The organism is Actinokineospora cianjurensis (genome assembly GCF_003663795.1).
In the GTDB taxonomy this organism is placed as follows: domain Bacteria; phylum Actinomycetota; class Actinomycetes; order Mycobacteriales; family Pseudonocardiaceae; genus Actinokineospora; species Actinokineospora terrae.
The window spans coordinates 1,974,994-1,989,479 of record NZ_RCDD01000001.1; the positions used below are offsets into that span (position 1 = coordinate 1,974,994).

2 protein-coding genes (1 of these 2 running past the window's edge) are annotated in these 14,486 nt (G+C 73.1%); both read left to right on the forward strand.

Annotation, left to right across the window (positions count from 1 at the left end):
• Positions 1-9,090, forward strand: coding sequence for a type I polyketide synthase (locus CLV68_RS09190; protein WP_425454827.1), 9,090 nt, complete (start codon positions 1-3; stop codon positions 9,088-9,090).
• Positions 9,087-14,486, forward strand: partial view of a type I polyketide synthase gene (locus CLV68_RS09195; RefSeq protein WP_121389964.1) — the 5' portion only. 4,635 nt of this gene lie beyond the right edge of the window; 5,400 of the gene's 10,035 nt are visible here — the first part of the coding sequence; it begins with the start codon at positions 9,087-9,089; its stop codon lies off the right edge, out of view. The genes CLV68_RS09190 and CLV68_RS09195 overlap by 4 nt, the downstream gene beginning before the upstream one ends.

Here is a 14,486-nt window from a genome sequence, read left to right on the forward strand (position 1 = left end):
GTGGAGGACCCCGACATGGCTGACGACGAGAAGCTCCTGCGGTACCTCAAGCGGGTCACCGCCGACCTCGCCGACACGCGCGAGCGGCTGGCGGAGTTGCGGGAACCGATCGCCGTCGTCGGCATGGGCTGCCGCTACCCCGGTGGCGTGCGCACCCCGGACGACCTGTGGGACCTGGTCCGCGACGGGCGCGACGCGGTCACCGGGTTCCCCGAGGGGCGGGGGATCGAGGTCGACCCGGTCGCGGTGCGCGGCGGGTTCCTCGACGACGCCGACCGGTTCGACGCCGCGCTGTTCGGCATCAGCCCGCGCGAGGCGCTGACCATGGACCCGCAGCAACGGGTGCTGCTGGAGGTCGCGTGGGAGGCGTTGGAGCGGACCGGCATCGACCCGTTGTCGTTGCGCGGCAGCCGAACCGGGGTGTTCGCGGGGGCGGGCGCGTCGAACTACGGCATCGGGCTGGAGATCCCGGAGGGCGCTGAGGGGCACCTGCTGACCGGCAGTGCCGCGAGTGTCGTGTCCGGACGGGTGGCGTACTCGCTCGGGCTTGAGGGTCCGGCGGTCACTGTGGACACCGCGTGCTCGTCGTCGCTCGTCGCGCTGCACTTGGCGGTCAAGGCGTTGCAGGGGGACGAGTGTTCCCTGGCGCTGGTGGCCGGGGTGACGGTCATGGCCGGGCTTGGCCTCTACAGCGAGTTCGGCGCGCAGGGCGGGTTGGCTGGGGACGGGCGCTGCAAGGCGTTCTCGGCTGACGCCGACGGCACCGGGTGGGGTGAGGGCGCTGGAGTGCTGGTGCTGACCCGGCTCTCCGAGGCTCGTCGGCGCGGGTACGACGTGCTGGCCGTCGTGAGCGGCACGGCGGTGAACGCGGACGGGGCTTCGAACGGTTTGACAGCACCGAATGGTCCGTCGCAGCAGCGGGTGATCCGGGCAGCGCTGGCCGCGGCCGGACTGTCGCCGTCCGATGTGGACGCCGTCGAGGCGCACGGCACCGGGACCGTGCTGGGCGACCCGATCGAGGCGCAAGCCCTTGCCGCCGCGTACGGGCAGGACCGGGCCGAGCCGCTGTGGCTGGGGTCGGTGAAGTCCAACATCGGCCACACCCAGGCCGCCGCCGGGGTCGCCGGGGTGATCAAGTCGGTACTGGCACTGCGCCACGGGGTGCTGCCGCGGACACTGCACGCCGGTGAGCCGTCCCCGCACATCGACTGGACCGGTCTCGGGCTGCTCAGTTCGGCGCGACCGTGGCCGGAGGTGGACCGCCCGCGCCGGATCGGGGTGTCGTCGTTCGGCATGAGCGGCACGAACGCCCACGTCATCCTGTCCACCCCTGAGCAGGCCGACGACCAGCCGAGCCAGGCACCGCGTGCTTCCCGGCAGACACCGTGCCCGGTCTCCGGGCACAGCCCCGAGGTGTTGCGGGAGCAGGCGCAGCGGCTGCTCGGCGGGCTCGGGGGGAGCGTGCTCGACGTCGCGCATACCCTCGCCACCGGTCGGGCGAGCCTGGATCACCGAGCGGTCGTGCTCGCGGCGGATCGCGACGAGCTGATCGACGGGTTGCGCGCCGTTGCCGCTGGCCGGACCGCTGGGAACGTCGTGACCGGCACGGCGGACGACGGCCGCACGGCGTTCCTGTTCACCGGTCAGGGCGCGCAGCGGGCGGGGATGGGCGAGGAGTTGGCCGCCGCGTTCCCGGTGTTCGCGACGGCGTTCGCCGAGGTGCGGGCGGCACTCGGGGTCAGCGAGTTCGGGGACCTGGGGCGGACCGAGCACGCGCAGCCCGCGATCTTCGCCTTCGAGGTCGCGCTGTTCCGGCTCGTGGAGTCGTGGGGGGTGCGGCCGGACTACCTGGTCGGGCACTCCATCGGCGAGATCGCGGCCGCCCATGTCGCGGGGATCCTGACGCTGGCCGACGCGTGCACGCTGGTCAACGCCCGTGCCCGGCTCATGGGTGCCCTCCCCGAGGGCGGCGCCATGCTGGCCGTGGAGATCAGCGAGGCGACCCTCGCGCGACGGTTCCCCGGTGGGCTGCCGGACGGCGTGGACCTGGCGGCGGTCAACTCGGATCGGTCAGTTGTGCTATCCGGGGATCGTAGGATTGTTCAACTGTTGAAAGAGCGGATTGTTGAACACTCCGGCCGGGTGAAGGACCTGGCCACCTCGCACGCGTTCCACTCGCGGCTGATGGACCCCATGCTGGCCGACCTGCGCGCGGCCATCGCCGGGATCGCGCACGGCCGCGCGGCACTGCCCGTTATGTCCACTGTGTCCGGTGAGCTGCTGATCGACGTGGACGCCGACTACTGGGTGCGGCAGGTGCGCGAGCCGGTCCGGTTCGCGGCCGCCGTCGAGTGGCTGCGCGCGGCGGGCGTCACCCGGTTCGTCGAGGTCGGCCCGGACGCCGCGCTCACCGCCGTGGTCGACGGCGCCATCGCCCTGTCCCGGCGTGACCGCGACGAGGTCGACGCCCTGGTCACCGGCCTGTCCCGCGCCCACGCCACCGGCGTCGGCGTCGACTGGCGCGCCGTGTTCGAACCCTGGGGCGGCAAGCTCGTCCCCCTCCCCACCTACGCCTTCCGTCGCGACCGGTACTGGCTCAACCCGGCGTCCGCGGGCGGCACCGAGGACGACGCGTTCTGGACCGCCGTCGACCGCGCCGACCCGGCCGCGCTGGCCGCGACCCTGCGCACCGACGAGACCGCCGTCCGCGCGGTCCTGCCCGCGCTGGTCGACTGGCGCCGCGGCCAACGGGACCGCACCGAGGTCGACACCTGGTGCTACCGCGCCACCTGGACCCCGGTGACCGGCCTGACCGCGCCGAGCGCCCCCGGCACCTGGCTGGTCGTCGTCCCCAGCGCGAAAGCCGACGACCAGGCCGTGATCGGCACCGTGCGGGCGTTGCGCGGCCACGGGGTCGACGTGGTGGAACTGCCGCTGGCCCGCACCGAGGTGGACCGCTGGTCGGTCGCCGCCCGGCTGCGCGACGTCGCGGGCACGGGCTTCGCCGCCGTCCTGTCCCTGCTGGCCGACGACGACTCGGCGCACGCCGAGTACCCGCCGATGACCTCCGGCCAGGTCGCCACCCTGATCCTGCAGCAGGCGCTCGGCGACGCGAACCTGGACGCTCCACTGTGGATCGTCACCAGGGGCGCCGTGTCGATCGGCCGCGCCGACCGGCTCACCGCGCCGAGCCAGGCCCAGCTGTGGGGCGCGGGCCGGGTCGCCGCACTGGAACTGGGCGTCCGGTGGGGCGGCGTGGTCGACATGCCGGTGCCGGACGACCGTGCCGCTGCCGCGCTGGTGGCTGTCGTCACGAGCGGCGAGGACCAGGTCGCGATCCGCTCGACCGGTGTGTTCGGCCGCAGGCTCGCCCGAGCCGTCCCCACCGCCGGGATGCCCTGGGCGCCGCGGGGAACCGTGCTGGTCACCGGCGGGACGGGCGCGTTGGGGACGCACGTGGCCGCCTGGCTGGCCGAGCAAGGCGCCGAGCGCGTGATCCTGGCCAGCCGCACCGGCATCGGGGCAGGCGAGGTCGTCACGCTCGACGTCACCGACCGCGAGCAGGTCGTCGCGTTCCTCGCCGAGCACGAGATCGGCACCGTCGTGCACGCCGCCGGGGTCTCGGACCTCGTGCCGCTCAACGAGACCGGCCTCGCCGAGTACGCCGAGGTCCTGCGCGCCAAGGTCGTCGGCGCCGCGCTGCTCGACGAACTGCTGCCCGCCGCCGAGTTCGTCTACTTCTCCTCCGTCGCCGCGACCTGGGGTGGTGGCGGCCAGGGCGCCTACGCCGCCGCGAACGCCTACCTCGACGCGCTGGCCGAGTCCAGGCGCGGCAAGGGCCTTCCCGCCGTGTCCGTCGCATGGGGACCGTGGGAAGGCGCCGGGATGGCCGCCGACAGCCACGACCAGTTGCTGCGCCGGGGCCTGCGCCCGATGTCGCCTGCCAAGGCGATCAAGGCCCTCAGCCGCGCACTCGACAGCCGCACCGACCTCACCGTGGCCGACGTCGACTGGGCCGTGTTCGCCCCCGCCTTCACCAGCGCCCGCCGCAGTCCGCTGCTCGCCGACCTGGTCGACGAGAACCCCGAGCCCCTCGCCGCCGGAGACGTGCGCGCCCAGTGGGTGTCCAGGCTGGCCGACCTGCCCGAGGGCGACCGCACCGGCGTCCTGCTCGACCTGGTGCGCGCCGAGGTCGCCGCCGTGCTCGGCTACCGCGGGCCGGACGACATCGGCGCGCAGTTGCCGTTCAAGGACCTCGGCATCGACTCGCTCACCGCCGTCGAGGTCCGCGACCGGCTCGCCGCCGCGACCGGGCTCACCCTCACCGCGGGCCTGGTGTTCGACTACCCGAAGCCCGCCGCGCTCGCCGAGTACCTCGTCGCGGAACTGACCGGGACCACCCGTGTCGTGGACGTCGCGGCGCGGGTCACCGTCGACGAACCGATCGCGATCATCGGCATGGCGTGCCGCTTCCCCGGCGGCGTCACCACACCGGAAGACCTGTGGCGGCTGCTGCTGGCGGGCGACGAGGCCATCTCCGCGTTCCCCACCGACCGCGGCTGGGACCTCGACGAACTGTTCGCCGAGGACGCCGACGGCGGCACGTCTTATGTTCAGGCGGGCGGGTTCCTGCACGAGGCGGCTGACTTCGACCCGGCGTTCTTCGGGATCTCCCCGCGCGAGGCCATCGCGATGGACCCGCAGCAGCGGCTCCTGCTGGAAACCGCCTGGGAGGCGGTCGAACGCGCGGGCATCGACCCGCACGACCTGCGCGGCAGCCGGACCGGCGTGTTCGCGGGCAGCAACGGGCAGGACTACAGCTACCTGCTGCTCAGTTCCGAGGACGATGTCGAGGGGCACCTGCTCGCGGGGGCCACCGCCAGCATCCTGTCCGGCCGGGTCGCCTACAGCTTCGGCTTCGAGGGACCCGCGCTCACCGTGGACACCGCGTGCTCGTCGTCGCTGGTCGCGCTGCACCTGGCCGCGCGGTCGCTGCGGTCGGGCGAGTGCGACCTGGCGCTGGCCGGTGGTGTGTCGGTGATGTCGACACCGGGGCCGTTCGTGGAGTTCAGCCGCCTGAGCGGGCTCGCCCAGGACGGCCGGTGCAAGGCGTTCGCCGACGCGGCCGACGGCACGGGCTGGGGTGAGGGTGCGGCGCTGCTGCTCGTCGAGCGGCTCTCGGACGCGCAACGCAACGGGCACAACGTGTTGGCAGTGCTGAAGGGGAGCGCGGTCAACTCCGACGGGGCTTCGAACGGCCTCACCGCGCCGAACGGGCCGTCCCAGCAACGGGTCATCCGCGCCGCTGTCGCCGACGCGGGCCTCGAACTGTCTGATGTGGACGCTGTGGAGGCGCACGGTACCGGCACCACACTCGGCGACCCGATCGAGGCGCAGGCGCTGCTGGCCACCTACGGGCGCGACCGGGAGCGGCCGCTGCTGCTCGGCGCGGTCAAGTCGAACCTCGGGCACACCCAGGCCGCGTCCGGTGCCGCAGGCGTGATCAAGATGGTGCTGGCGCTGCGCCACGGGGTCCTGCCCAGGACGCTGCACGTCGACGCCCCGACGTCCCAGGTGGACTGGACGAGCGGGTCGGTCGACCTGGTCACCGACACCACCCCCTGGCCAGCGACCGGACGGCCGCGCCGGGCCGGGGTGTCGTCGTTCGGGGCCAGCGGCACCAACGCCCACCTCATCCTGGAGGAGGCAACCCATGGCCAGGACGATCCCACCGAGTCGACCTCCCGGCAGACCGGACGGGCCCTGCCCTTCGTCGTGTCGGCTCGCTCCGAGCAGGCCCTGCGCGGGCAAGCCGAGGCGCTGCGCGCGAACCTGACCGCCGCCCTGTCCGACATCGCCAACACCCTCGGCGGCCGGAGCACCTTCGAGCACCGGGCCGTGATCGTCGCCGACACCGAGGACGGCCTGCGCCAAGGTCTCACCGCTCTCGCCGAGGGCACGCCGCATTCCGCTGTCACAGTGGGGAAGGCGGGCGCGGTCAAGATCGCGTTCGTGTTCCCGGGGCAGGGCTCGCAGTGGCGGGGGATGGCGCTGGAACTGCTGGACGAGCCGGTGTTCGCCGATCGGTTCGCCCAGTGCGCGCACGCGTTGGCACCGCACATCGACTTCGTGCCCACCGAGGCCCTTGCCGACGAGGACGCACTGGCCAGGGTCGACGTCGTCCAGCCGGTGCTGTGGGCGGTCATGGTGTCGCTCGCGGCACTGTGGCAGGCACACGGGGTCACGCCCGCCGCGGTCGTCGGGCACAGCCAGGGTGAGATCGCGGCCGCCGCCGTCTCTGGCGCGCTGAGCCTCGCCGATGCCGCCGCCGTGGTCGCGTTGCGCAGTCAGGCGATCACGGAACTGGCGGGGCTCGGTGGCATGGTGTCCATCCCGCTCGGTGAGGACGTCGTGCGCGACCGCGTCGCCGCGTGGGGCGAGCGGATCTCCGTGGCGGCCGTCAACGGTCCGGAAGCGACAGTCGTCTCCGGTGAGCCCGGCGCGCTCGACGACCTCCTGGTGGAGCTGAACGGCGACAACATCAGGGCACGACGCATCCCCGTCGACTACGCCTCGCACTCCGCCCAGGTCGACCGCCTGCGCGAGCGCATCACCGCCGCACTCGCCCACATCGTGCCCCGCCGCGCCGCCATCCCGTACTACTCCGCGGTGACCGGCGACCTGCTCGACACCAGCGGGCTCGGCGCCGAGTACTGGTTCGCCAACCTGCGCGAGACCGTGCGGTTCGAGTCGGCGACCTCCGCCCTGCTGCGCGACGGCCACACGCTGCTGATCGAGTCCAGCCCGCACCCCGTGTTGACCGCGGCGATCCAGGACGCCACCGCGATCGGGACACTGCGGCGCGACGACGGTGGCCGGACGCGGTGGCTGACCGCGCTCGCCGAGGCCCACACCCGGGGTGCTGTCGTCGACTGGCGGCTCGACGGCCGGTTCGTCGACCTGCCCACCTACGCCTTCCAGCGGCAGCGGTACTGGCCCAAGCCGCACACCGAGGCGCCCGCGCCGGTCAGCAACCCGGGCGAGGCGAGGTTCTGGGCCGCCGTCGACCGCGCGGACGGTGCCGCCGTGGCGGAGGCGCTGGGTGTGCCGGAGTCTGCCGTCGAATCGCTGCTGCCCGCCTTGGCCGGATGGCACCGGCAGGTCGGCGCCGAGTCCGCTGTGGACGGGTGGCGGTACCGGATCCGGTGGTCCGCCGTCGACGAGGTCCGCACGCCCGTGCTCACCGGTCGGTGGCTGGTGGTGGTCAGCGAGGCGTTGGCGGGCTCCCCGATCGCGCGGGCTCTCGGAGACACCGAAGTACTGGTGATCGACCCCACCGAGGAGTCGTTGATCGCCAAGCTGAGCGGCTACGAGGTCGACGGGATCCTGTCGCTACTCGCCTTGGACGAGACCCCTCACCCGGTGCACACGGCGCTCCCGGTCGGCTTGACCGCGACGCTGTCGCTGCTGCACGCCGCTGCGGAAGCCGACATCGCTCCACTGTGGTGCGTCACGCAGGGCGCGGTCGGGACGGCCGGAGAGGTGCCGGTGAACCCCGGTCAGGCGCAGGTGTGGGGCCTGGGCCGGGTCGCCGCGCTGGAACACCCCAGGCAGTGGGGCGGACTGGTCGACCTGCCGGTGAACTTCGACGAGCGGGCCGCGAGCAGGCTGGTCGCCGCGCTGACGCGAACCGATGACGAGGACCAGTTGGCGGTCCGCGCGTCCGGCACCTTCGCCCGACGCCTGGTGCGGGCCGCGACCGGCTCGACCGCGCCGATCCGGTCGTGGCGGCCGGGCGGGTCGGTCTTGGTCACCGGCGGGACCGGAGCCATCGGCGGGCACGTGGCGCGGTGGCTGGCCGAGAACGGCGCCGAGCACCTCGTCCTCACCAGCCGCCGGGGCCAGGACGCCCCCGGCGCGTCGGACCTGGTGGCCGAGTTGTCGGCGCTGGGCGCCAAGGTCGACGTGGTGTCCTGCGACCTGGGCGATCGCGCTGACGTGGCCAGGATGCTGTCGGAACTGGACAGTCCCGTCACGACGGTCATGCACACCGCGGGCATGGGCACGCTGGCGCCGCTGGAGTACACGAGCGTCGGCGATCTGGCGTACCTGATCACCGCGAAGGTCGCCGGAGCCCGGCACCTCGACGAACTCATCGACCCCGCCCAACTCGACGCGGTGGTCTACTTCTCCTCCATCGCGGGCGTGTGGGGGGTGGGCAGGCACGGCGGGTACGCCGCGGGCAACGCCTACCTCGACGCCCTGGCCGAACACCGGCGCAGCGAGGGCGTGCCGGTGCTCTCGGTGGCGTGGGGGCCGTGGGACGGCGGCGGGATGGTCGCCATGACCGCCGTCGAACCCATGCTGCGCCGAGGCGTCCCGCTGATCACCCCGGGCCCGGCGATGGTGGCACTGCGCCAGGCCCTCGACCACGGCGACACCGTCGTCGCGGCGGCGGAGGTCGACTGGGCGAAGTTCGTGCCCGCCTTCACCTCGTTGCGCCCCAGCCGGTTGCTCGCCGAACTCCCGGAAGCCGCGTCCCGGCAGGTGGCCGCCGTGGTCCCGGCCGAGGCGGCGGCCGACTTCCGCACCCGGTTGGCCGGTTTGTCCGAAGTGGAGCGGTCGCGGACCCTGCTCGACCTGGTGCGCGCGCACGCCGCTGTGGTGCTCGGTCACCCCGGCCCCGAGGCGATCGACCCGGACCTGGCGTTCCGCGAGGTCGGCTTCGACTCGCTGACCGCCGTGGAACTGCGCAACCGCGTCGCCGCCGAGACCGGGCTCGCGCTGCCCGCGACACTGGTGTTCGACCAGCCCAACCCGACCGTGCTCGCCGCCCACCTGCGCGCCATCGCGCTGCCGGACGAACCCGAGGACGACCTGCCCTCGATCGCCGAGCTGGACCGCATCGAACTCGCACTGTCCACTCGGGCCGACGACGACATCGCCAGGGTCCGGGTGGTCATGCGGTTGGAGTCCCTGCTCGCCGCCCAGCGCGGCACCGGGTCCGGCGGCGACCTGCTCGACCGGCTCGGATCGGCCACCAACGACGAACTGTTCGACCTGGTCGAGAAGGACTTGGGGCTGACATGAGCGACAACGGCACCGCCGCCGAGCGCAAGCTCCGCGACTACCTCGGCCGGGTCATCGCCGAGCTGCACGACACCCGCGGGCGGTTGCGGGCTGCGGAGTCGACCGAGCAGGAACCGATCGCGATCGTCGCGATGAGCTGCCACCTGCCCGGCGGGGTGTCCTCGCCGGAGGACCTGTGGCGGATGCTGGTGGACGGCGGCGACGGGATCACCTCGTTCCCCACCGACCGCGGCTGGGTCGGCGACACCCTGACCCACCCGGACGGGCACACCTCCGTCGCGTCGGCGCAGGGCGGGTTCCTGCACGACGCAGGCATGTTCGACCCGGGCTTCTTCGGGATCAACCCGCGCGAGGCGCTGGCGATGGACCCGCAGCAGCGGCTCGTGCTGGAGGGCGCCTGGGAGGTCGTGGAGCGGGCGGGTATCCACCCGAAGTCGTTGCGCGGCAGCCAGACCGGTGTGTTCGTCGGCACCAACGGGCAGGGCTACGGCGCGGGTATGCAAGCGGGGATGGCAGGCTCTGAGGGTTACCTGCTCACCGGTGGTGCCACGTCTGTCGTGTCCGGGCGGATCGCCTACACGCTGGGGCTTGAGGGTCCGGCGGTCACTGTGGACACCGCGTGCTCGTCGTCGCTGACGGCACTGCACCTGGCGAGTCAGGCATTGCGCTCCGGGGATTGCACACTGGCGCTGGTCGGCGGGGTCACGGTGATGCCGCACCCGACCGGGTTCCACGAGTTCAACCGGCAGCGGGGATTGTCCTCCGATGGCCGGTGCAAGGCGTTCTCGGCGGGCGCCGACGGCATGGGCATGGCCGAGGGTGCCGCCATGATCCTGGTCGAGAAGCTGTCCGACGCCGTCCGCAATGGACACCCGGTGCTGGCGGTGGTGCGCGGGTCGGCGGTGAACCAGGACGGCGCGTCGAACGGGTTGACGGCGCCGAACGGCCCGTCGCAGCAACGCGTGATCCGGGCGGCGTTGGCCAACGCCCGACTGTCCCCGGAGGACGTCGACGCGGTCGAGGCGCACGGGACCGGTACCGCGCTGGGCGATCCGATCGAGGCGCAGGCGTTGCTGGCGACCTACGGGCAGGACCGGGACCGGCCGCTGTGGCTGGGGTCGCTGAAGTCCAACATCGGGCACACGCAGGCCGCGGCCGGGGTGGCCAGCATCATCAAGATGGTGTTGGCGCTGCGCAACGAACTCCTCCCGCTGACGCTGCACGCCGAAGAGCCGACCCCGCACGTGGACTGGTCGTCGGGCTCGGTGGAGTTGCTGACCGCCGCGCGGCCGTGGCCCGCTGGGGAGCGGGTTCGGCGGATCGGGGTGTCGTCGTTCGGGATCAGCGGCACGAACGCGCACGTCATCGTCGAGGAGGCACTAGTCGAGGAAGCGCCGGTCGCGGAGGTCGTCGACCGTGACCTGGCCGCGCCGCCGGTGGTGCCGCTGCTGGTGTCCGGGCGCACGGCCGCGGCGTTGACCGCGCAGGCCGACCGGCTGTCCGGTGTGGACGCGGAGGTGGTCGACCTCGGGTTCTCGCTGGCCACGTCGCGGCAGTCGTTCGAGCACCGGGCTGTTGTGCTGGCAGCCGATCGGGAGTCCGCTTCCGCTGGTCTGGCGGCCATCGCGGCAGGGGAGAGCAGCCCGGACGTGTTGCGTGGGGTGGTCGAACCCGGTCTGGTCGCGGTGCTGTTCACCGGACAGGGCGCGCAGGTCGCGGGGATGGGGCGCGAGCTGCACGAGACGTACCCGGTGTTCGCGCAAGCGTTTGACGCCGTGGCGGCGCGGATCGGGCTGCCGCTGCACGAGATCGTCTTCGGTGACCCCGGCACGATCGACCGGACCGACAACGCCCAGGCCGGGCTGTTCGCGGTCGAGGTCGCGACGTTCCGGCTGCTGGAGTCGTGGGGGGTGCGGCCGGACCTGCTGGTGGGCCACTCCATCGGCGAGGTCGCGGCGGCGCACGTCGGCGGGGTGCTCTCGCTGGACGACGCCTGCGCGCTGGTCGCCGCGCGCGGCAGGCTGATGGCCGCGCTGCCCGAGGGCGGGGCGATGCTGGCCATCGAGGCGTCCGAGGCCGAACTGGCCACCGAGTTCCCCGACGGCCTGCCCGAGGGGGTGGACCTCGCGGCGGTGAACTCGGATCGTTCACTTGTCGTATCGGGGGATCGTAGGATTGTTCAACTGTTGAATCGTAGGATTGGTGAGCAAGGGCGCCGGGTCAAGGAACTGGCGGTCTCGCACGCGTTCCACTCGCACCTGGTGGAGCCGATGCTGGCGGAGTTCGCCGAGGTCGTGGCCGGGCTGGAGTTCCACCCGCCGGTGATCCCGCTGGTGTCCACTGTCGAGCTGGACGCCGATGTGGCGACGCCGGAGTACTGGGTCCGGCAGGTCAGGGCGACCGTTCGGTTCCACGCGGCGGCGACCCGACTGCGCGAGCGGGGGGTCACCCGGTTCGTCGAGGTCGGCCCGGACGGGGTGCTGAGCGCCCTGGTCGGCGATGGTGCCGTGGCGTTGCAGCGGTCGGGGCGGCCTGGCGTGGAAACGCTGCTGCGGGGCGCGTCCCGGCTGCACGTCGCCGGGGTCGACCTGGACTGGGCCGCGGTGTTCTCCCCTTGGGGCGGAAAGCCCGTCCCGCTGCCGACCTACGCTTTCCAGCGCCAGCGGTACTGGCCCGCGCTCAACGCGGCCGGGGACGTGACCGCGGCCGGGCTCGGCGGTGCGGACCACCCGTTGCTCGGCGCGATGGTGTCCCTGGCGGGCAGCGACGGGCTGCTGCTCACCGGCCGACTGTCTTCGTCCACTCAGGACTGGCTGGCGCAGCACCGGGTGCACGGCGCCGCCCTGTTGCCGGGGACGGCATTCGTCGACTTGGCGCTGCGGGCGGGTGAGCAGGTCGGTTGCCCCGTGGTGGACGAGCTGACGCTGAGCACCCCGCTGGTCGTGCCGGATCGGGGCGCGCTTCAACTCCAGGTCGAGGTCGGATCGCCGACGCCGGATGGCAACCGGCCGATCACCGTCCACTCACGACCCGACGACGGCGACTGGACCGCGCACGCCACCGGTGTCCTGTCACCGCCGCGCGCTGGTGGTGTGCCGCTCGACGAGTGGCCACCCAGTGGTGCGGAACCTGTTGACACCACTGGGTTCTACGACGTGGTCCAGGCCGTCGGGCTCGACTACGGTCCGCTGTTCCATGGCCTCCGCGCGGCGTGGCGGCTCGGCGGCGAGGTCTTCGCCGAGGTCGAGCTGGACGCCGACGGGGAGCGGTTCGGCGTGCACCCGGCGCTGCTCGACGCGGCCTTGCACGCGATCGCCGTCGGTGGGCTGCTGGACGGTACCGAGGTCCGGCTGCCCTTCAGCTGGTCCGGTGTCACCCTGCACGCGGTCGGCGCGACGGCCCTGCGGGTGCGGATCAGCCCGGCGGGCCCGGACACTGTGTCCCTGGTGGCAGCGGACGCGACCGGAGCGCCGGTGATCACGGTTGACTCCCTCGTGCTCCGCCCCGCCGCGACCACCGACCCCACCACAGCTCCCCGCGACACCCTCTTCCGTCTCGACTGGCTCCCCCTCGACGGCGGCGAACTCGTCTCCTGGACGCTGGTCACCGACCTGTCGGACGCCACGGGTGACCTGGTCGCCGTGCGGGTCGACGGGGAGGACATCGGGGCGGCGGTTCGGCGGGCGTTGGCGTTGGTCCAGCAGTGGTTGGCCGATGAGCGGTTCGCCGAGTCGCGGCTGGTGGTGCTGACCGGCACGGGTCCCGCGGCAGCCGCCGTGTGGGGGCTGGTGCGGGCGGCGCAGACCGAGCACCCGGGGCGGTTCGTGCTGGCCGAGGCCGACGCGCCGTTCGTCGGGCTGGACACCGACGAGGCGCAGTTCGCCGTCCGGGACGGCGTCGTGCTCGTGCCCCGCCTCGCCCGGGTGCCGCGCGCGCCGGAGCCGGAGCGGATCGGCGGCACCGTGGTGATCACCGGCGGCACCGGCACCCTCGGCTCGCTGGTCGCCCGGCACCTCGTCACCAGGCACGGCGTCACCGACCTGCTGCTGCTCAGCCGCCGTGGTCCGCTCGCGAGCACCGACCTGGCCGACCTGGACGCGAACATCGAGGTCGTCGCCTGCGATGTGGCCGACCTCGACCAGCTCCGCACCGCCCTCGGCGGACGGGACATCGGCCTGGTCGTGCACGCCGCGGGCAGCACCGACGACGCCCTGGTCGAGAGCCTCACCGACGACCGGATCGACCCCGTCCTGGCCAAGGCGCACGCGGCGCTGCACCTCGACGCGCTGGTCGACGACGGTGTTCCCGTCGTGCTGTTCTCCTCGGCCGCCGCCACGTTCGGCGCCGCCGGGCAGGCCAACTACGCCGCCGCCAACGCCGTTCTCGACGCCGTCGCGCGCCGTCGCCCGAACGCGGTGTCGGTCGCGTGGGGCCTGTGGGCGGAGACCAGCGGCATCACCGGGCGGCTCGACGACGTCGAACGCGCCCGCGTCACCCGTGCCGGGGCCGCCCTCACCACGGCGGAGGGCCTGGCCCTGTTCGACGCCGCGCTCGCGGGCACCGAGCCCAACCTCCTCGCGATGCGCCTGGACCTCCCCGCCCAGCTCGACGGCGTCGTCCCGCCCCTGTTGCGCGGTCTGGTCCGCGGGCGGGCCAAGCGGGTCGAGGCGGCCCCGACCGCTGGGCTGGGTGCTCGCCTGGCCGCGTTGGGTGACGCCGAGAGCGGGCGGGTGCTGCTGGGTGTGGTGCGCGCCGAGGTCGCGGCGGTGCTCGGGCACGGGTCGGTTGAGCTGGTCGAGGCGAACAGCTCGTTCAAGGACCTCGGGTTCGACTCGCTTACCGCGGTCGAGTTGCGTAACCAGCTCGGCGCCGTGACCGGTCTTCGGCTGCCCGCGACCCTCGTGTTCGACCACCCGTCGCCGCGCGCTCTGGTCGAGTTCCTGCTGCCGAAGCTGCTTGGTGCGGTGGGTCCGGTTACCGCTGCCACGGTTGTTAAAGCCACCGACGAGCCCATCGCGATCGTGGCGATGAGTTGCCGCTACCCCGGTGGTGTCGACAGCCCGGAGGCACTGTGGCGGCTGGTCGCGTCGGGCGGTGACGCGATCACCCCGTTCCCCACCAACCGCGGTTGGGACACCGACGGCCTCTATGACCCGGATCCCGAGTCGGCCGGTAAGTCGTACGTGCTCGAAGGCGGGTTCGTGCACGACGCGGACACCTTCGACCCGTCGCTGTTCGGCATCTCTCCGCGCGAGGCGCTGGCGATGGACCCACAGCAGCGGCTGATGCTAGAGGCGTCGTGGGAGGTCTTCGAGCGCGCGGGCATCGACCCGACATCGGTGCGCGGATCCCGGACCGGTGTGTTCGCGGGTCTGATGTACCACGACTACGCCGCC